Source organism: Isosphaeraceae bacterium EP7 (assembly GCA_038400315.1).
In the GTDB taxonomy this organism is placed as follows: Bacteria; Planctomycetota; Planctomycetia; order Isosphaerales; family Isosphaeraceae; genus EP7.
Window position 1 is genome coordinate 2,825,650 of record CP151667.1, and the last position, 18,137, is coordinate 2,843,786.

General features: G+C 67.5%; 18 protein-coding genes. 3 read left to right on the forward strand and 15 right to left on the reverse strand.

Going from position 1 to position 18,137, the window contains the following annotated elements:
- Nucleotides 1–148 precede the first annotated feature (148 nt).
- The 6 genes from rplI to EP7_RS10760 form a co-directional block, all read right to left on the reverse strand.
- A complete protein-coding gene (rplI, locus tag EP7_RS10735) occupies nt 149–790 on the reverse strand; it encodes a 50S ribosomal protein L9 (RefSeq protein WP_463527850.1) in 642 nt (213 codons plus the stop codon).
- Nucleotides 791–977: 187 nt separating this feature from the next.
- Nucleotides 978–1,514: a single-stranded DNA-binding protein gene (locus EP7_RS10740; RefSeq protein ID WP_463527851.1), complete on the reverse strand. Its 537-nt coding sequence runs from the start codon at nt 1,512–1,514 to the stop codon at nt 978–980.
- Between the two features lie 234 nt (nt 1,515–1,748).
- The gene (rpsF, locus tag EP7_RS10745) at nt 1,749–2,153 is read right to left on the reverse strand and encodes a 30S ribosomal protein S6 (RefSeq protein ID WP_463527852.1); all 405 of its coding nucleotides are present in this window, start codon (nt 2,151–2,153) and stop codon (nt 1,749–1,751) included.
- 95 nt (nt 2,154–2,248) lie between these two features.
- The gene (pth, locus tag EP7_RS10750) at nt 2,249–2,821 is read right to left on the reverse strand and encodes an aminoacyl-tRNA hydrolase (protein ID WP_463527853.1); all 573 of its coding nucleotides are present in this window, start codon (nt 2,819–2,821) and stop codon (nt 2,249–2,251) included.
- Nucleotides 2,822–2,871: 50 nt separating this feature from the next.
- Nucleotides 2,872–3,510 (reverse strand): 50S ribosomal protein L25, encoded by a 639-nt coding sequence (locus EP7_RS10755; protein WP_463527854.1) that lies wholly within the window; start codon nt 3,508–3,510, stop codon nt 2,872–2,874.
- A gap of 716 nt (nt 3,511–4,226) precedes the next feature.
- Complete coding sequence (locus EP7_RS10760) at nt 4,227–5,126, reverse strand: cobalamin-binding protein (protein WP_463527855.1); 900 nt, start codon at nt 5,124–5,126, stop codon at nt 4,227–4,229.
- 320 nt (nt 5,127–5,446) lie between these two features.
- Here EP7_RS10760 and EP7_RS10765 point away from each other — a divergent pair, with 320 nt between their 5' ends.
- Nucleotides 5,447–5,737, forward strand: coding sequence for a hypothetical protein (locus EP7_RS10765; RefSeq protein ID WP_463527856.1), 291 nt, complete (start codon nt 5,447–5,449; stop codon nt 5,735–5,737).
- 757 nt (nt 5,738–6,494) lie between these two features.
- Here EP7_RS10765 and EP7_RS10770 read toward each other — a convergent pair.
- The 8 genes from EP7_RS10770 to EP7_RS10805 form a co-directional block, all read right to left on the reverse strand.
- A complete protein-coding gene (locus tag EP7_RS10770) occupies nt 6,495–7,733 on the reverse strand; it encodes a M16 family metallopeptidase (RefSeq protein WP_463527857.1) in 1,239 nt (412 codons plus the stop codon).
- Between the two features lie 3 nt (nt 7,734–7,736).
- Nucleotides 7,737–8,990, reverse strand: coding sequence for a M16 family metallopeptidase (locus tag EP7_RS10775; RefSeq protein ID WP_463527858.1), 1,254 nt, complete (start codon nt 8,988–8,990; stop codon nt 7,737–7,739).
- Between the two features lie 91 nt (nt 8,991–9,081).
- On the reverse strand, nt 9,082–9,609 hold the full coding sequence (locus EP7_RS10780; protein ID WP_463528404.1) for a GNAT family N-acetyltransferase: 528 nt from the start codon (nt 9,607–9,609) through the stop codon (nt 9,082–9,084).
- A 287-nt stretch (nt 9,610–9,896) separates the two neighbouring features.
- Nucleotides 9,897–10,361: a hypothetical protein gene (locus tag EP7_RS10785; RefSeq protein WP_463527859.1), complete on the reverse strand. Its 465-nt coding sequence runs from the start codon at nt 10,359–10,361 to the stop codon at nt 9,897–9,899.
- Between the two features lie 154 nt (nt 10,362–10,515).
- The gene (locus EP7_RS10790; protein WP_463527860.1) at nt 10,516–11,904 is read right to left on the reverse strand and encodes an amidase; all 1,389 of its coding nucleotides are present in this window, start codon (nt 11,902–11,904) and stop codon (nt 10,516–10,518) included.
- Nucleotides 11,905–11,934: 30 nt separating this feature from the next.
- Nucleotides 11,935–12,261, reverse strand: a complete 327-nt coding sequence (locus EP7_RS10795; RefSeq protein ID WP_463527861.1) for a hypothetical protein — start codon at nt 12,259–12,261, stop codon at nt 11,935–11,937.
- A gap of 20 nt (nt 12,262–12,281) precedes the next feature.
- Nucleotides 12,282–13,760: an APC family permease gene (locus tag EP7_RS10800; RefSeq protein WP_463527862.1), complete on the reverse strand. Its 1,479-nt coding sequence runs from the start codon at nt 13,758–13,760 to the stop codon at nt 12,282–12,284.
- Nucleotides 13,761–13,836: 76 nt separating this feature from the next.
- Nucleotides 13,837–16,203: a M28 family metallopeptidase gene (locus EP7_RS10805; RefSeq protein WP_463527863.1), complete on the reverse strand. Its 2,367-nt coding sequence runs from the start codon at nt 16,201–16,203 to the stop codon at nt 13,837–13,839.
- 253 nt (nt 16,204–16,456) lie between these two features.
- Between EP7_RS10805 and EP7_RS10810 the strand changes: the two genes are divergently transcribed.
- Nucleotides 16,457–16,972: a hypothetical protein gene (locus EP7_RS10810; protein ID WP_463527864.1), complete on the forward strand. Its 516-nt coding sequence runs from the start codon at nt 16,457–16,459 to the stop codon at nt 16,970–16,972.
- A gap of 25 nt (nt 16,973–16,997) precedes the next feature.
- Here EP7_RS10810 and EP7_RS10815 read toward each other — a convergent pair whose 3' ends face one another.
- Nucleotides 16,998–17,411 (reverse strand): organic hydroperoxide resistance protein, encoded by a 414-nt coding sequence (locus EP7_RS10815; RefSeq protein ID WP_463527865.1) that lies wholly within the window; start codon nt 17,409–17,411, stop codon nt 16,998–17,000.
- 182 nt (nt 17,412–17,593) lie between these two features.
- On the opposite strand from EP7_RS10815, the gene EP7_RS10820 reads away from it, so the two are divergent.
- Entirely contained in the window at nt 17,594–18,133 is a 540-nt protein-coding gene (locus EP7_RS10820) for an RNA polymerase sigma factor (RefSeq protein WP_463527866.1), read from the forward strand.
- The last annotated feature ends 4 nt before the right edge of the window (nt 18,134–18,137 follow it).

Genomic DNA, 18,137 nt, shown 5'->3' on the forward strand with positions numbered 1-18,137 from the left:
GTCACTGGGGCCGTTCCGCCATGAGCCTCGGCCAGAAACCACGACGACCACAATCGCAGCCCATTTCCCCTAAACGCCGACAACCCGCACCGACCTGGGAGGAGGTCGGGGCGGGCATCGGTGAGGTTCGGAGGGTCCGGGCCGGGGCTCAGACCGGGGCTTCTTCGCTGTGCGCTGAGGGGACCACCCAGAGGCGGATCTCTGCGTCGACGTCCTGGCCCAGGTGGAGCTTGATCGTGTACAGGCCGAGCTCCTTGAGCGGGCCTTCGAGCCGGATGTTCTCGACATCGATCGGCAGGTTGTCGGCCTTGAGGGCCGCGGCGATCTGGTCGGCGTTGACCGAGCCGTAGAGGTGACCCTCGGCGTTGGCGTTGGCCTCGATGGTGATCTGCCGCTGGGCGATCTGGGCCGACAGGCTGAGCAGGTCGGCGCGACGTGCCTCTTCGAGCTGGCGGAGGCGCTGGCGATGCTTCTCGACGATCCGCAGGTTATGCGGCGTGGCGAAGGTGGCCAGGCCCTGGGGGATCAGGTAGTTGCGGGCGAAGCCGGGCCGGACCTTGGCGAGTTCGCCGGGCTGGCCGACATGGGGGACGGCGTGAGTCAGCAGGATCTCGATCTGCCCGTCCTTGGCGCGGGTCGGATGATTCCTGCGGCGCTCGACCCCGGGCTGGCGGACCGCGGTCTCGACCACGGGCGCGGCGGCCTTGGCGCCGACGCCTGGCTTCCTCTTGACTTTGGCTTTCGCCTTGGGCTTGGCCTTGTCGGACTTCTTCGCGGTAGTCTTGGCCATGTTGAATTCCTCGACCGGCGGGTCATGCCGACGTCCCGATGCGTTTCGTCACCCGGCCAGCCCGGTCGCTCCTCATTCAAGTCGGGTCGGATCGATCAAGGTCAATTGACGCTACGTGATCGCGGTGCTCGCCGCCGGGCCCCAGACTCTCAGTTCCGGGGCCGGGCAGGCGACGCGGTCGGTCGGTTCAGAACGGGATGTCGTCGTCTTCCTCGGCCGAGGGCGGAGGGGCGGGACGACGGGGTGCCGGCGCGGACGGGGCATAACCCCCACGAGAAGGCCCGTTGCCCCGGGCCTCGCCGGCGCCGGCCGGGGCCGAACGCCTGGGCTGGGGCTCGGAGTGGGGTGCGAAGTCATCGTCGCCGCCGCCGCCACCGCCCGGCCCGTCTTCACGACGGTCGAGGAACTGGACGCGTTCGGCCTCGACCTTGAGCTTCGACCGCTTCTCGCCGGTGGCCTTGTCGTCCCAGGTGTCCATCTTGAGGAACCCCTCGACGTGCACGGCGCGGCCCTTCTTGAGGTACTGGCAGCAGTTCTCGGCCTGCCGGTTCCAGACGGTCACGTCGACGTAGACGGTGTCCTTCTGCGGCTGGCCATCCTTGCCGGTCCAGGACCGGCTGGTGGCCACGGGCAGTTCGGTCACCGCGGCGCCGTTCGGCGTGTAGCGCAGCTCAGGGTCGCGGGTGAGGCGACCGATCAGCAGAACCTTGTTGAAGTCGGCCATTCGCCTGGACTCCCACCTGCACAAAGAGGACCGGGCGTCGAACCCTGCGTCTCGCCCCGACGCTAAACGGTTGTCCCCTATCTAGGGGGGAGGTTATCACATCGGGGCCGTGGCCACAACGAGAATCCCCCGGGGCGGACGCTTGCGCCTTCGCACGTTGTATCGGCCCGGGCGGCGATCAGCGATGATCCCAATCCGGACCGGGTCGGCGTGCGGAGGCGCCGACGGATCGACTCAGTCGTCGCGGCGGCGGCGGCGGGGCCGTTCGTCGCGGTCTTCCTCGCGCGACTCTTCGTCCTCGCCGGGCGTCGAGGTCATGGCCCGCTCGACCAGGTGGTCGATGAGCTTGGGGTGAACCTTGAGGACCAACTCGCGGAGGATCACGTCGCTGAGGGCACAGTCGGCGACGATCTCCTTGATGGCGGCCCCTTCAACCTTGAAGTAGGTCAGAAGGTAGGTCCCCTTCTTGTGGCCGTCGACTGCGTAGGCGAGCCGACGCTCGTCCCACTGGCGGCTGGCCACGATCTCGGCCTCTTGCTTGGCGAGGATGTCGTGAACGTGCTTGACGGAGTCGTCCCAGGACGCGGCCACTTTGGCGCTATCCAGGAGGAACATCCCTTCGTAAGTGCTAACTGGCAAGTGGGAAACCTCCGTTATCGGGCCGCGGCCCTGGGTCAAGTTCGAGCGTGTTCTATCCGGCAGTGGACTGAGGCCGGCCCTGGCTGGGCTGGCGTCTACTTGATCGGGGCGGGGCCGTTGAACCGATTCATCGCGTCGGGCAACCCCTTTGCGACCCAGACGGCCACGGCCTGGGTGGCGATGATCAGGGCGTCGTCGATGGCCTGGCGTTCGGCGGATCGGAAGCGACTGAGGACGAAGTCGGCGGCGTCGGCGGCACCTCGCTCGCCGATGCCGACGCGGAGTCGGGGGTAGTCCTCGGTGCCGAGGTGCGCCGCGATGTCGCGGAGCCCCTTCTGGCCGCCGTCGGAGCCGGTCCCCTTGATCCGCAGCTTGCCCAGGGGGAGGGTCAGGTCGTCGCAGATGACGAGCAGGTCGGCCGGGGTCAGCTTGAAGAACCTGAGCGCCTGGGCCACGGCCCGTCCGCTCAGGTTCATAAAGGTCTGGGGCTTCAGCAGCAGGACGCGCCGGAAATCAATCTCGGCGTCGGCGGCCAGCGACTCGAACTTCTGATTGAAGCCGACCCCAGCTCCCCCTCGGGCGAGCTGGTCGACGACCTCGAAGCCGATGTTGTGGCGTGTGCCTTCGTACTTGCTGCCCGGGTTCCCCAGGCCGACCACCAGTTTCATGACTCATCCTGCAGACGACTGAGGCGACCTCACCCCGGTGGCACGCCCACTCAGTCCTCCTTCTCCTTACGCTCGGCCTTGATGACTTCGGGCTGGGTGACGCTGGCTTCCTCGGGCGTGACCTCGGCGACCGGCGCGACGACGTGGACGAGCAGCAGCTCGGGGTCGGTGTCGGTCTTGACGCCGTCGGGCAGCACCAGGTCCTTGACGTGGATGGCCTTGCCCAGGTGGAGGTCGGTGACGTCGACCCGGATCGAGTCGGGGATGGCGTCCGCCCGGCAGGTGACGGCGAGGCTGTGGACGGCGATCTCGAGGACGCCCCCCTCGGCGACGCCCGTCGCGGTGCCGCGGATCTCGAGCTTGACCTCGGTCTCGATCGCCTCGGAGGCGTCGACACGGGCGAAGTCGAGGTGGATGATTTCCTTGCCGAGATAGTCCCACTGGACGTCGCGGACCAGGACCATCTCGGTCGAGCTGCCGTAGTCGAGCTCGGCCAGGTGGGTGGCCTTCTTGAGCATCTCAGCGACCGCTTCGCGGGTCAGTGAGATGGGCTGGGGGGCCTGCTTGTGCCCGTAGACGATCGCGGGGACGCGCCCCTGCGACCGGAGCTTGCGAGAGACCGTGGTCCCTGTCCCCTTGTTCTTCGCGGGGTCGCGAGTCTCCGCCTTGATCTTGACCGCGTCCGCCATGTGTCGCCCTTTGACTGGCCGCTGTGTGCCGGCCTCACACGTCCGCCCTGCCACCCGATCCGGCTTGAACTTCGCCCGGTCCGGGAGCCCGACCTCTCAAGAAGAGGGTCGCAAGCGATCCGCTTCTTTACCAACGGGAAATGCAGCCCCTTGGGCCGCGCATCGGGCGATTATCACGACGACCCGCCCGATCCGCAAGGTCAAACGCCCTGAATTCCCCCATCACGCTTGGCATCCACAGTTGGCTTCGTTTTTCCGACCACGGATTGGCTTCGTTTTCGGACGTCGAGTTGGCTTCGTTTTGCAGCATTGGCGCGGCAAACTGCATTGGCTTCGTTTCGCGTCTCGGCCGAGATCGCCTAATGGCGCCCCCCCATCGATGACCCAGACTCATCCGCGGGGTATCCGCTCTTAGGACCGCCGAATTGAGAAAGAATGGGGCCTGCTTGCACACGTCGGGGAGCCGCGTCACTCGCCAATCCATCCAGTTGCGATTCCGCGAATTTTCCGGCAGATCGTCCCGGGCTTTTCCAAATTTTTTCGGTCGTGAGGCGATCCGGCAACATCGAGCCGGTGGCTTCACCTCACCAACCTGGGTGATTTGGTTCCCGGCGAGATGACCCGCACGTGACGCATTCCGAACTCGTCGCCAATCCGGCCATGCCACGACCACGTTGATCCGCCCGGATTTGCCCGCCGATATCGACCGAGAGGGCTCAGTCCAGGAAGGTCCAGTCGCAGTCGTCGGCGAGGTCGCCGCAGAGGTCGGGGTGGATGGCGGCGGCGGCGATCCGGAGGCTGGATTCGAGGCGTGGGCCGGGGCGGGAGAAGTAGGCGGAGCCGTCGGCGAGGGCGACCTGATCGGTCTGGACGGCCCTGAGGGAGGTCCACTCGGGGCGGGCGGCCAGGGCGGGAAATTCCTGGCGGGCCCGGTCGAGGGTGAATCCGCACGCAGTGACGAGGATGAGGTCGGGGTCGGCGGCCTGGATGGCGTCCCAGGTAATCCGGCGGGAAGGCTGGCCGGCGCGGCCGAGGACGTCGATGCCGCCGGCCAGCTCGACCAGCTCGGGGTTCCAGTGGCCGGCGGAGTAGGGGGGGTCGAGCCATTCGAGCAGGAGGACCGGGCGCGGGGGGCGGCCGGCGATGCGGCGGCCGATCTCGGCAACGGTGGCCTGGAAGTCGGAGATGAGCGCCTCTGCGGCATCGCGGGCACCAAGCAGGTCGCCGATGGATCGGAACATGGCGTGGAGGCCGGCGAGGTCGAGGGGGTTGACGCTCTCGACGTGGGGATTACCGGCGAGATTGGCCGCGGCCCTGCGCACGGTGGCCTCGTTGACGGCGCAGACGTCGCACTGCTCCTGGGTCAGGATCAGGTCGGGCTTCAGCTCGGCCAGCAGCGCCTCATCCAGCGTGTAAAGGCTGCCGCGCAGCTCGATGACGAGTCGGTCGATGGTGGCGCTGTCAGCGTCCTGGGGGATCAGGCCGCGGGTGAGATGGGGGAGCTTCTCGACGCCCGGGGGATAGTCGCACTCGTGCGAGACGCCGACCAGCTCATCGCCGCGTCCGAGGGCGCAGACGAGTTCGGTGAGGGAGGGGAGGAGGCTGACGATGCGCATGGGGGTCGGGCTCCTCGCGGCTTCTGTGCTCTGCGTAAGATGTCGTTGGGCGGAAGGCTCGAAATGAGCGGCCGCTCACAGCTCATCCACGTGCGAGACGGATGCGATCAATGCTGCTACGCTGGTGCGGGATGGTCAATCCCGATGCGAATTCGCAGGAGTTCGACATGATCGACACGCGATGGAACCAGGTAAGTTGCTGCTTTGACACGGATGATGGTTCGTTACCCGGGATCGAGATCGTTGGATTGTCCCCAACCGGCGTCTCTGCCATTTATAGGATGCTCCGTCGCCGGTCATGAATCGAGGGGGAGGCACCTGTGTTTTGGAGTTTCGAAGTAGAGGCGGAATTGACGGTCGATTCCGTCCCCGATGCCGCCGGTCTGGTGACTGAAGGTCGAGCTGCGATGTACAATCACTGCATTTCCGGAGTCATCGCCGGCGGCGCGGAGTTGCCGGTTCTCGGCATCTTTGTCCTCTCCGATTCGATCGAGCTCGACTATCGCATGGGGAAGGAATGGGGCCCTCGGCAGGTGGCCGGATTCTTCGAGCTCTTGAAGGATTGCTGCGATCTGGATGCAAACGCGACCGTGACTCCATTCAGTGACTGAAATCGACAAGGAGCCCAGCAGTATGGACAGAAAAAATGGGCGACCAAAGATTGTGCTGGCGCATGCTGTCGTTGCTTTTTTAGTCTGGACAACGATATCGTATCGCTCAATAGGAATCCCATTGATTTTGCATTTTGTTCTTCTGCCTAACGATAGGCCACTTCGAAAATCTATTGCTTTCGCAATATTGCTAATCGTGTCGTTTTCGCCTTTTGATATCAATCTTTTCGGTCTTCAAGGGGCTTATCACAATGGAGGTATCCACTCTAATGGAATTCGTTTCGTCCCTTTTTTTCGAGAGAGCCACAATCTCCGCGAACGACTCGAATCTTATGGCGAATATTACACATGCGGATACATTAGCACCCTAAATTGCCCTGACTGGATCTTAACCTGGTAGCCGAAGATGCAGGGCTGCCGCACTATGGAAGCGCCCAAATTTTAGGGGGCGCGGCGATTGATTGGCTCGCATTAGCCCTCTCGGCGAACCTCGCTTGACGTAAATCATTGCGGAGCTCACGAATTGACGACCCGTCGTATTTGCCCGGCGGACCCGGCATGGGAGAGGTCCGGACGTTGAGATGCCTCTCGATCGCCTCGCCGGACCTGATGACCTGGCCTTAGAGTTCCAGGGCTTCGATGATCTTCGTTCCCGCCTTGCTCATCGGTGGTCTTCCCGGGCGAGTCGGTCCATCGATCTCTCTCGATGGCCGACTTTGCCCGGTTCCGAAGCGGTCCAGCGTGGCCTCGGCGTTGCTCAGCCGGGGGCGCGGAGGTCGACGGTGGGGCCGACGGAGGTGAGGGTCATGGGGAGGAGGGGGTACTGGTCGAGGACCTGGCGGATGTCGTCGGGGGTGACCTTGGAGAAGGCGGCGAGTTCGGCCTCGACGGTCATGTAGTCTTTGCGGTAGGTCCAGTGGAAGCCGAGGGAGGCGAGGCGGCCCATGGGGCGCTCGGCCCTCATGACGGTGCGGGCGAGGACCTTGTTCTTGGCCTGGGTCAGCTCGCGGTCGGTGAGGCCGGCGGACTGGACCTCGGCGTAGAGGTCGTGGACGCGCTGGAGGTTGTCCTGGGCCTGGCCGGGCTCGCAGGAGAGGAAGGTGAAGAGGGCGCCGGCCTGGTTGTAGTCCTGGTAGGAGAGGTCGGCGCCGTCGGCGTAGCCGGGGTCGATGAGGGCCCAGTAGAGGCGCGAGCCGGTGTGGTCGCCCAGGGCGGTGGCCAGGAGCTGTGCGGCGTAGCGGTGGTCGCCTTCGAGCGGGGGGGCGTCGGCGATGCCGAGGATGGTCTGCTGCTGGTCCTCGGCGCGGAGGATCGCCTGGAACTTGCCGCTGCCCCTGGGGGGGACGGCCTGGCGTGCGCTGTCGACGCCGCGCCAGGGGCCGCAATAGGTGCGGGCCAGCTCGAGGACCTCGTCCCAGTCGCTCTTGCCGGCGAAGGCGAGGACGATGTTGGAGGGGCTGTACTTGGAGGCGAAGTAGTCGCGCATCTGGGTGACGGAGAGGTCGGTGATGCTCTCGACGGTGCCGAGGATGCTCTGGCCGAGGGGGTGCGCGCCGAAGTGGAGGGCCTTGGCGGCCTCGTAGGCGACGGACATCGAATTATCCAGATACATCCGGATTTCTTCGATGATGACCTTTTTCTCGGTCTCGAAGTCCTCGGGCCGCAGGCTGGGCCTGAGGATGTCGGCGAGGACGTCGAAGGCCTTGGGGAGGTACTCGGGCAGGCAGGTGACGTGGTAGAAGGTGTCTTCCTCGGAGGTCTGCGCGTTGTGCTTGGCGCCGACCTTGTCGAGGTCGCGGTTGACGTCGACGGCCCCGCGGCGCTCGGTCCCCTTGAAGACCATGTGCTCGAGGAAGTGGGAGACGCCGGCGAGCTCGTGGGACTCGTCGCGGCTGCCGGCCTTGACGAAGAATCCGCAGGCGACGGAGTGGGCCTGGTCGTTCAGCTCGGCGACGATGTTCAGGCCGTTTTCGAGGGTGGCGTGGTGGAATCGCATGGTTCAAGCCTCCTCGGCGGGCGGGACGGCCAGCGGGTTGGGGCCGAGGGTCAGGATGGTCATGTCTCGCGAGGCGCCCGAGGCGGCGAAGGCGCTGACGCCCTCGGGGGTGAGGGCGTCCAGCGAGGCCGAGATCTCGCCGAGGGGCCGGACCCGGTTGAGGTAGAACCAGTCGGAGGCGAGCGAGCTGGACCGGCCCATGCTGGACTCTTGCTGCATGATGAGCGAGCTCTTCAGGCCGGCGCGCATCATGTCGAGCTCGTCGGACTGGATGCCCGACTCGGCCATCCGGGCGATTTCGCCGAGGGTGACGTCGAGGGTCTCCTGGGCGCGATCGGCGGAGGTCCCGGCGTGGCAGATGACGGCGGCGCGGTCGCGGTGGGCCTCGTAGCTGGCGTAGACCGAGTAGCAGAGCCCGCGCTTCTCGCGGACCTCGGTGAAGAGCCGGGCCGAGGAGTAGCCGCCGAGGATGGCGGTGGCGGCCCGTGCGTTATAGTAGTCGGGGCTGGTGACGGTGGCCGACGGGTAGGCCAGGGCGATCTGGATCTGCTGGGTGTCGCGGTGAAGATGGGCACGTCGAGGCCCGCCGGGGTTGGCCTGGACGTTGGTCTCGGGCTGGCGCTTCCAGTCGCCGAAGAGGCGGTCGACGGCGCGACGCAGGTCGTCCCAGTCGACGGCCCCGGCGACGCCGAGGATGGCGCCGTTGGGGCGATAGAACCGGCGATGGAAGTCGCGGAGGTCATCGGGCCCGGCGGCTTCCAGGCCCGCGCGGGTGCCGGGGGCGGGGCGTCCCCAGGGATCGGGGAAGTGGTGCTTGCGGAGCTCGTAGATGACCTGGCTGCCGGGGTCGTCTTCCAGGCTCTGGAGCGACTGGAGGGCGAGGGCCCGGATGGGGTCGATCTCGGCCTCGTCGAAAGCGGGTCGGCGGAGCACGTCGGCGAAGATTTCCAGCCCCGGGATCAGATTCCGGCCGAGTGTGGCGGCCGAGATGCTGGTATGCAGGGTCTGGGCGCCCACGGAGTGGCTAACTCCGAGGTTGTCCAGGTCGGTGAGCACGGCGCGGCTATCTCGGCTGCCGGCGCCTCGGGTGACCCACTCGGCGACCATGGTGGCCATGCCGCCGCGGTCGGCGGGCTCGAAGGCGGCGCCTGCGGGTAGGAGCAGCGTGAAGGCCGCCGACTGGACGCCGGGCATCGTCTCGGCGACGAGTACAAGGCCATTAGGATAAGTCTGCTGCCTGACCTGCGCCTCGGGCACGTTCACCTCGCGTCTGAACCATTTGGGGCGGCGGCCGGCGCCATGAAATCGTCTGTTCGATGCCGGCCGCGTGCTTGGGGTTCCCGCCGGCTCATCCGTCGACGGCCTTGTAGACCGTCTTGGACCTGCGGAAACCGATCGAGCGATAGAGCTGGATGGCGGCGTTGTTCTCGGCGGTGACCTCGAGGAAGGCCTTGCGGAGCCCAGCCTGATAGAACCCTTCGAGGGCCTGCCGGACGAGGGCCCGGCCGAGGCCGAGTCCCCGGTAGGCCGGCGCGACGCCGACGTTCTGGATTGCGCCGATGGGCCCGCGGTCCATGATCCCCTGGACGGTGCCGCAGTACCCCTCGGGGCCCGAGATCAGCCAGGTCGCGGCCGGGAGGAATCCCGTCTTGCGGCGGATCTCGCGCATCAGACGGTGACAGCCGTGACGGTCGCCGAGGCAGGGGAAGACGTGGGCATCGATCTCTTCGCGGAAGCTGAGATATTTCACCTCGGCGTGCGCGTCGACGAGCACCTCGTCCCATCCGACCCAGCCGAACGTCGCCGGAAGCGGCGGCGGCGGGGTGCCGTCGAGGTCGACCTCCATCCTGAACCGCTTGTAGTACGTGATCGCCATCGCCGTCGTCGATCCGGTCCGGACCGAGTCCACCGAGCGAGCGAGCCGGGCGCGCATCGCGTCCGCCGCCTCGAGGTGAAGTATTGTAGGGCAACGGAGGCCGCTGGGTCAACCTTCGACGGCCCCCGGCGCAGGCGGAGGTCAGGAAAGGGACGAGGACGTGCCGCCGTGCGCAGGCGGCACGTCGGCGCCGGGAAGGGGAACCAGGCGGCCCTCGGCAAGCGTCGGATCGTACCCGACCACGTCATCGACCCGATCCGGGAGGGCCCGGGAGACGGGGCGACGGCTCAGGGGATGACCTTGCCGTAGGCGCCGATCTCGTAGTCGGCACCGGCCTCGGTGGCCTCGACCTCCGCCTTCAGGAATTTGCCCACGTGAGTGAGCTCGTGCAGGAGCGTCACGCCGACGATGAAGACGTTCTGCCCCCGGGCATTCTTGCCGACGCCGAGGCTGTAGGGCGCCTTCTCGAAGTCGGCGACGGTCCCCTCATCAATCTCGATCTGATGGAGGTTCGTGCTGCGGGTGCAGCCGTAGGCGCTGGGAACCCCGCACTGGCCGCCCGACAGGTCGGTGATGACGATCAGGGGCTCGGCCCCCCATCGCAGGGCATCGCGCACCTGGGCATCGGTCATGCTCCCCTTGGACTTGAGGTTGAACATCACCGACTTGACATGGACCAGCTCGGGGATCTTGACCCGGACATACTGGGCGAATTTGGGGTATTTCGCGATGTCGGCGGCGGTGAGCTTCATGTCGGAGACTCCCGTTCCTGGGCGGCGCCCATCCAATCGGACCGGCCTCTGAGAGGTCACACGTCCCTTACGCACCGACCATGAAAACGGGACATGGGCACGCGAAGAGAGATCGAGATTCAATCAAGAATTGAATTGCGATCATGCATCCAGATCAGGAGACCTCGGGATGGGCCGAGTGCCAGGCGGTGGCCTGCTGGAAGGCGAGGCCGGCGGCGATGAGGCGGGACTCGGAGTAGGCACGGCCGTCGAGCTGGATGGCGGTGGGCAGCCCCTGGGCGTCGAGGCCTGTTGGGACGACCAGCGCGGGGGTCCCGCAGATGTTGCCGGGGGCCCCCATGGTCTTGGCCGAGAAGGGATCTTTGAACGGCCCTTCGGCCGCGGGGGCGGTATTGGGATTGGTGACGGTGAGGACGGCATCGTACGGCGCAAGCCAGGCGTCCAGCGCGCGACAGAGGTGGGCGCGGATGCGCTGGGCCCTGAGGTAGTCGGTGGCGAGGACCGCCTGATCGGACAGGCCGCCGATCCGATCTTCGGGAGCGGTCAGGGAGTCGACGAGCCCGGAGTCGACCATCTCTTCGAAGGCGCTGGCGGCCTCGGCGTTGAGGATGGTGGAGATGACCGCCGAGAACGGGAGGTCGGGCAGGCTGATCTCCTCGACGGTGCCGAGCCCCTTGAAGACGGCCAGGGCCCGTTCGAAGTTGGCCCGGACCTCGGGCTGCGCGGCCTTCACGCCGTCCTTGAGGATGGCGAATTTGAAGGGGCCCGCGGGGGTGTCGGCCGGGGGATAGGCGAACGGGCGGCCGGAGGCGGACGGGTCCTCGGGATCGGGGCCGGCGATGGCGTCAAGGATGAGTGCGCAGTCATGCGTGGTGCGGGCCATGGGCCCGATCTTGTCGAGGGTCCAGGCGAGCGCCATGGCGCCGGCGCGTGAGACCCGGCCGTAGGTGGGCCGCAGTCCGGTGACGCCGCAGTTGGAACTCGGGTTGGTGATGCTCCCCCAGGTCTCGGTGCCGATGGCGAACGGCACGAGCCCCGCGGCGACGGCGGAGCCAGACCCCGAGGAGCTGCCCCCGCTCCACTGCGACGGCTTCCAGGGGTTGCGGCCCGGCCCGGTCCAGCTCGCGTTGGCCTGCTTGTAGCCCATGCCGCCGGCGAGCTCGACCATCGAGAGCTTGGCCACCAGCACCGCGCCGGCCTCGCGCAGCAGCCGCACCACGGTGGCGTCGCGGTCGATGACGCGTCCCTTGTAGGGGGCGGCGCCCCAGGTGGTGGGAATCCCCCTGGTGGCGAGCAGGTCCTTGGCGCCATAGGGAATACCGTGCAGCGGCCCGCGATCCTTGCCCGCCTTCAGGTCGGCATCGGCCTGCTTCGCCTGCCCCATCGCGAGATCACGCGTGAGGGTGCTGACGCAATTATATTTCGGCCCGTGCTTCTCCAGGCGGTCGAGAAAGAAGGCGGTCAGCTCGACCGATGAGATCGCGCCGCCGCGGAGCGTGGCGCCCAGGGCGGGCAGGGGGGCGAAGGCCAGGTCTTCGGTCATGCCGCGTCGTCTCCCTTCGATTCTGTCGGATCAAGCGAGCGGGGCCCGATAGGGGGTGAAGACGGGCATGGGGCCGTCGCCGTTGTCGAGCGGGAACTTGCGGAGCCGCTCGACGCGGCGGACCTGATCCTCGACGTCGGAGCGCACGCTCTTGAGGGCCGCCGCGTCGAGCCGCTTGCCGTAGCGCTGGATGATGAGGGCCATCCGCGCGTCGACCTCGGTCTCGACGGGCTTGTCCGTTTTGACGACGTCCTTGGGCTCGTCGGCCGGGGCGGGGGCGGCCAACAGGCTCGCCGGCGCGACGAGGGCCAGGGTTCGGACGAACTGGCGGCGGTCCTGGAGGTCATCGGGGGTCATGGGCATTGGCTCCCGTCAGGTCAGGCCGCGGGGCGTGCGGCGGCCGACTTTTGCCGGTTGAAGAACGCGTAGGCGGGCAGGCCCAGGAGGATCAGGCCCAGGCCGGCGAGCGACTGCACCGGGGTCTCGCGGATCATGTTGCCCAGCAGGATCAGCGACGCGACCACGAAGACGACGGGGGTAACCGGGTAGCCCCAGGTGCGATAGGGCCGGGGCAGGTCGGGCATCGTCCGGCGCAGGACGAAGACGCTGGCGATCGAGAGCATGTAGAAGATGGTGGCGCCGAAGATCACATACGTATACAAAAGATCATACAAGGGGACCGCCTTGGTGGCGGCCCAGGCCCGGACGACGAAGCCGGGCAGGCCGCTCTCGGGTCCGGGGGCGGGCCCGAGGATGAGCAGGGTGCCCAGCGCCGTCAGGATCATGGCCCAGGTGCACTGGGCGATGACGGCGTTGGCCGGCGTGCGGAACCGGGCATGAACACGGCCCAGGGCGGCGGGCAAGACTCCGTCTCGGGCCATGGCGAAGTAGGCGCGCGGGCCGGTCATGGCGTTGCCGTTAAGGGCGATGAAGATCGAGACCATGATGACGACCGTGATCGTCACATCGCCGCTGCCGCCGAGCAGTCGCCGGCAGTAGTCGGCGGCCACCGACTGCGTGGGCGCGTTGCCCCCCTTCAGCGACGTGATCTCTCCCATCGGCAGGACGAGGTGGTACATCAGGGTCATCCCCAGATAGATGAACGCGAGCGTGGCCATGCCGGAGATGAGGGCACGCGGGATGTTGCGCCCGGGGTCGCGGATCTCCTCGGCCATGGGGGCCAGGTTCACCCAGCCGTCGTACGACCAGAGGATGCCGACCATCGCGGCCATGAATCCGCTCCAGAACGACGCGTCCAGGTGCTCGGGCCACATCGGCGTGAGCCGGCCAACGTCGGCGCCGCCCAGGAAGAAGGGGAGCGACATCATGGCCATCAGGGCCCCGACCTTCAGCGCCGTGCCCACGACGGCGAGCTTGCCGGCGAGCTCGGTGCCCAGCACGTTGATGACCATGAGCACGGCGATGGCCGAGACCGCGACGCCCATCTGCCAGAGCGCCGGCGAGAGGCCCAGAGGGGGCGGGACCAGCCGCGCGAAGGCTCGTGCGAAGGCGGCGGCGAGCGTGGCCATCGAGCCGGCGCGGACCACCCAGAACTCGGCCCAGCCGAACAGGAACGCGGGGACCGGGCCGTAGGCGGCACGCAGGTAGACATAAGGGCCGCCCACGCCGGGGAGCATCGCGGCAAGCTCCGCGAGCGTCAGCACGCCCGCCGCGCTGAAGGCGGCCCCCACCACCCAGGCCAGCACGATGCCGCCGAAATAAGGCACCGCTTCTGCCACTCGCGACGGCACGAAGAAGATGCCCGAGCCAATCACCGACCCGACGATGAGGCTGAAGGCGGTCACCGGCCCCAGCAGCCTCGGCAACTGGCCACCGGGCTGCTCTGCATTGATCATGCGACTCATCGGCGGTGGTTCGCCTTTCCGGACGGGGAAGGGAGGGGAAGGCGGAGAGGAGTCGGGACAGGGAGGGTTACTTCTTGTCGTCGTCCGCGGCGGCGTCGGCGGCGGCCTTCATCGCGGCGGTCGCGGCTTTCAGACGCTCGACCAGGGGGGGGACGGCGGCGGCCAGGGCATCGCCGTCATTCTCCTCGATCGCCTGGCGCACGGCCGGCAGCGGCCAGCTCGCGTAGCCCGTGGTCACTCCGGGCGCATAGATCCCGTGCTTGAACCAGGGGCGGCCCGGCAGTCCGTCGGGCAGCAGGAAGGCCCGCTCGATCTTCGTCAGAAGGTCATTCACCTTGCTGACCTGCTTATCGTCGGCCCCGTCGCCCTTGGCGAGTGCCGACGTGGCGGCGTCGAGCGCCACGGCCTGCTCGCCCAGTTCGTCGGCGGCGGCCTGCACCTTGCCCAGGGCGGCCAGGGCCTTGATGGGCCGTGGATCGTCGGGCGTGGCCAGTCTCCGGCTGCGGACGACCGTCCGCTTCAGCTCGCCCAGATACGAGTGGATCGCCTCGGCGTAGGGGGTGAAGGTCAGCGGCACGACGTCGGCGCCGGCGGCCCGCATGGCGATGAGGGTGTAGAGCCTGGCGGCCGTGGCGTGGGTGATGAACTCGGGGTCGCCGAAGTGTTCCATCCAGTAGAAATTATCGAAGACCGAGTGGTAGACCCCGTACTTGCCCGAGAAATTGGCGTCCACCGCCGGGATGCCCAGGTGGTCGAGGAACGCGGTGTAGTCGGACCCCGAGCCCAGCGGCGTCATCGCGGGCCGGAACCCGCCGGTGCGGAACCGACCCTTGTCGGCCGAGTCGGGCTTGCCCGTGGCCAGTTCTTCGCCTTCGGCCAGCGGTGAGTTGGCGGCCCAGGCCCTGCGCTGGGCCTCGACCCAGATCTGGCCGAGCGGCCGGTTCGACCGGGTGTCGCGCACGCCGTTTGCGGCCTGAAGGATGAGGTCGCGCATTGAGGGGACGCCGTCCAGCTCGAGGTCGGGGCCGGAGACGGCCGAGTCGACGTTGAGCATCATCACGGCCTTCTCGTCCAGCTCCTTGGCGTGATGGACGGCCCACTCGGTCGAGCCGATGAGTCCATATTCCTCGCCGTCCCAGCTCGCATATTTGAGGGTCCGGCGCGGCTTCCAGCCCGACTTGACCGCCTCGCCCAGCGCGCGACACATCTCCATGGTGGCGGCGGTGCCGCTGCTGGGGTCAACCGCGCCGTAGACCCATGCGTCGCGGTGGTTGCCCACCATGATCCAGCGGTCGGGCTCGACGGAGCCTTCCAGCGTGGCGATCACGTTCCAGATGGGCCTGATCTTGTAGTCCATCTTGAGCGTGAAGGAGACCTCCACCGGCCCCGGGCCGACGTGATAGGCCAGCGGGAGGCCGCCCTGCCAGCCGGTTGGTACGACGGGCCCGCCCAGGTTCTCGAGGATCGGCCGGGCGGAGTCGTAGCTGATGGGCATCGACGGGATATTGGCGAAGTATTCGTTACGCTTGCGGCCGGTTTCCTTCTCCCAGGCGTCGACCCTGTCCTGGTCGTCCTTCAGGCTCACCTGGTTGCTACCCGGCCCGCGGTCGACGCGAGGGAAGCCGTTGTCCGGGTCGATCGGCAGGCGTGGAGCGCCGTCGATCGAAGGGCCATCGGGGGTCGAAGGATCGCCGGCCCCGAGCGAGAGGAATTCGACGCTCCCGCGCTGGATCGCGGAGCCGGGCCGGTACGGGCCATCGGGGTAGACGTCGCCCTTGCCGTAGCCGTCGTTGGCGGGGTCGGAGTAGATCAGGACCCCTCTGGCCCCCCGCTTCTGTGCGTTGTAGACCTTCAGGCCGCGGAAGATCTCGCCGTATCGGGCGAGCACGACCTTATCCTTGACGTCGATGCCCAGCTTCTCGAGCGTCGCGAAGTCTTCATTGCGGGCGTAATTGACGTAAACAACCTGGCCCTCGGCGGTACCCGAGACGCCATAGCCGTGGAAGGCGGTCATGACCTTGGAGCTGCCCGAGTCCTTGTCGGCGGGGTTGTAGTCCTCGATCACCTTCAGCTCAATCCGCTCGGGCTTGGTGATCGCGAACTGGACGAAGTCGCGATCCGGGTAGTTGAGCAGTACCTGGTACTCGGCGAGATCGGCCTTCCAGCCCCAGCCCCTCAGCTGGTCTCGCACGAAGATCGCGGTGTCGTAATCTTCCGGCGTGCCGGCGACGTGGGGCTCCTCGGTGAGCTTGCGCAGGAGGAGCCGCGCGGCCTCGGGGGTGGGGACGTCCAGGGCTCGCGCCTCGGCCTTTCGCTGGGCGGCCAGGGCATCTGGCCTGTCGCGGAAGCCGAGCGGACGGTCGTCGGCGTGGGCCCCGAGGGCGAGGATGGCGACCAGGAGGAGCGGCCGGAATGCATCGGTGGCTGGTCGCATCAAATTCGCCTTCTCGGAGCAATGGCTTGACAAGTCCCGATGTGAGCGGGGAGACTCGGCGCTGGGGCGTGGCGCGGATGGCCGGCGCGTGCAGCGAAGATACGGCCCCCCCGGTGTTGAATCCAGCCCCTGTCGCCCACCGCCGCCCCGAGACCGGGCCGGCCCTCCGCCTTGAAAATTGGCGAGCTAGACTTCCCGGGGCACGTCGTGCCGGGGGGCGGCCCATCCGCATCCGTAACCGGGAGCCATCCAGATGAGCTTGTCGTTCACGGTGGGAGGGACGAGGGGGCTATTCGACGATCGGTTCGCCCGGGAGGTGGCCGGTGCCCTGGACAATGCATTCGGCGCCGAAGGGGACTGGGAAGGCTTCCCGCCGCGCCACTTCGGCGAGCTTGCCGGCACGGGCTGGTCGGCGCTCCAACGCCGAGCCGTCGCCGAGCTGGGCGCCGAGTCTCTGCCCAACCTGCTGGCCGCCGGTAGCGAGGGGCGGGGCGTTTACCTACCCACGCATGTCAACGCGATGACATTGACGCTCTCGGCCGGCGGCCCGCTGCGCTGCGCCAGCCTGCCGTCCCTGCGCCGCGAGCTGGCCGAGCTGGCCGGCCGCTGGGGCGTGCCGCTCGACGACGAGAGCCTGGAAGAACTGGTGCAGGGGCACGACGGCGCGGTGGCCGACGACCCCGAGATCGCGGCCTTCGCCCGGCTCTCGTTGGCCGCCAACGAGGCCGTGCGGCGAGACTGCCCCCTCTGGCTGTTCGGCGAGGCCTGACCCGGGGGGCGGGGCCTCCGTGACTTCAGGCGACGGAGAGGCTCACGCCGATGTTGCCGTGGGTGGCCCTGGAGTAAGGGCAAACCTCGTGGGCGGCCTCCATCAGCTCCTGGGCCTGCTCGCGCGAGACGTCGGGCAGCGTTCCCTTGAGCGCCACGGAGAGGGCGAAGCCGTCTTCGTACTTGTTCAGGGTAACCTCGGCGGTGATCGTGACCGTGCCGGGGTTGATCTTGCGCTGGCGGGCGACGAGCATCAACGCGCTGCCGAAGCAGGCGGCATAGCCCGCGCCGAAGAGCTGCTCGGGATTGGTCCCGTCGCCGCCGGCCCCGCCCATGCTCTTGGGGGTCGAGAGCGTCACGTCAAGGTGCTTGTCATCGCTGGTCGCTCTTCCCTCGCGGCCCGCGACAGCCTCGACGGACGTGGTGTAAAGGACGCTCATGGTGGCGGTGCTCCCTTGCTTGATCGGTCGTCGAGCGGCTGATCCGATCCCAGGATCGTAGGGGGCCGGGCGCCGGCGAACAATGCTCCGGCAGTTTGCCCATCTTGAAAATTCGGCCGGGACCTAAGAAAGTCCCGGGCCGTGCGTGGTCGGGTTGTACGAGGTTCGTCCCGGAGTCGAGCATGACGATGACGGGCCAGACGATGAATGATCCGGGGTTCGTCCGCGACGCCGTCCGGCAGTTCGAAGGGCCGCTGACCCGGTATGCCGCCAGGCTGCTGGGCGATGCCGATCGGGCACGCGACGTGGTGCAGGAGGCGTTCTTGCGCCTCTGCGCCCAGGATCGGGCCGAGGTGGAGCCCCGGCTGGCCGAGTGGCTGTTCACCGTCTGCCGCAACCGGTCGCTCGACGTGCTGAGGAAGGAGAGCCGCATGACCCAACTGACCGACCTGCAAGTCGGGGCCCGCACCAGCCCCGCACCGGCGCCCGACGAGGCCGCCGCGCACAAAGAGGCCGCCGCCAAGGTGGTCGACCTCCTGGACCGGCTGCCGCAGAACCAGCGAGAAGTCATCCGCCTGAAGTTCCAGGAAGGCTTCAGCTACAAGGAAATCAGCCGGATTTCCGGCCACAGCGTCACCAACGTGGGCTACCTCATCCACGTCGGCATCAAGACCCTTCGCGGACAGCTCGCCGACGGCCTGGCGGCCGATGCGCGCCTTTGATCGA

Coding starts and splice junctions, on each gene's coding strand:
- EP7_RS10785 (WP_463527859.1), bottom strand. CDS start 10,361: ATGAAGCTCACCGCCGCCGACATCGCGAAATACCCCAAATTCGCCCAG.
- EP7_RS10770 (WP_463527857.1), bottom strand. CDS start 7,733: ATGCGATTCCACCACGCCACCCTCGAAAACGGCCTGAACATCGTCGCC.
- EP7_RS10760 (WP_463527855.1), bottom strand. CDS start 5,126: ATGCGCATCGTCAGCCTCCTCCCCTCCCTCACCGAACTCGTCTGCGCC.
- EP7_RS10740 (WP_463527851.1), bottom strand. CDS start 1,514: ATGGCCGACTTCAACAAGGTTCTGCTGATCGGTCGCCTCACCCGCGAC.
- EP7_RS10755 (WP_463527854.1), bottom strand. CDS start 3,510: ATGGCGGACGCGGTCAAGATCAAGGCGGAGACTCGCGACCCCGCGAAG.
- EP7_RS10820 (WP_463527866.1), top strand. CDS start 17,594: ATGACGATGACGGGCCAGACGATGAATGATCCGGGGTTCGTCCGCGAC.
- EP7_RS10815 (WP_463527865.1), bottom strand. CDS start 17,411: ATGAGCGTCCTTTACACCACGTCCGTCGAGGCTGTCGCGGGCCGCGAG.
- EP7_RS10795 (WP_463527861.1), bottom strand. CDS start 12,261: ATGACCCCCGATGACCTCCAGGACCGCCGCCAGTTCGTCCGAACCCTG.
- pth (WP_463527853.1), bottom strand. CDS start 2,821: ATGAAACTGGTGGTCGGCCTGGGGAACCCGGGCAGCAAGTACGAAGGC.
- EP7_RS10805 (WP_463527863.1), bottom strand. CDS start 16,203: ATGCGACCAGCCACCGATGCATTCCGGCCGCTCCTCCTGGTCGCCATC.
- EP7_RS10790 (WP_463527860.1), bottom strand. CDS start 11,904: ATGACCGAAGACCTGGCCTTCGCCCCCCTGCCCGCCCTGGGCGCCACG.
- EP7_RS10810 (WP_463527864.1), top strand. CDS start 16,457: ATGAGCTTGTCGTTCACGGTGGGAGGGACGAGGGGGCTATTCGACGAT.
- EP7_RS10780 (WP_463528404.1), bottom strand. CDS start 9,609: ATGGCGATCACGTACTACAAGCGGTTCAGGATGGAGGTCGACCTCGAC.
- rplI (WP_463527850.1), bottom strand. CDS start 790: ATGGCCAAGACTACCGCGAAGAAGTCCGACAAGGCCAAGCCCAAGGCG.
- EP7_RS10800 (WP_463527862.1), bottom strand. CDS start 13,760: ATGATCAATGCAGAGCAGCCCGGTGGCCAGTTGCCGAGGCTGCTGGGG.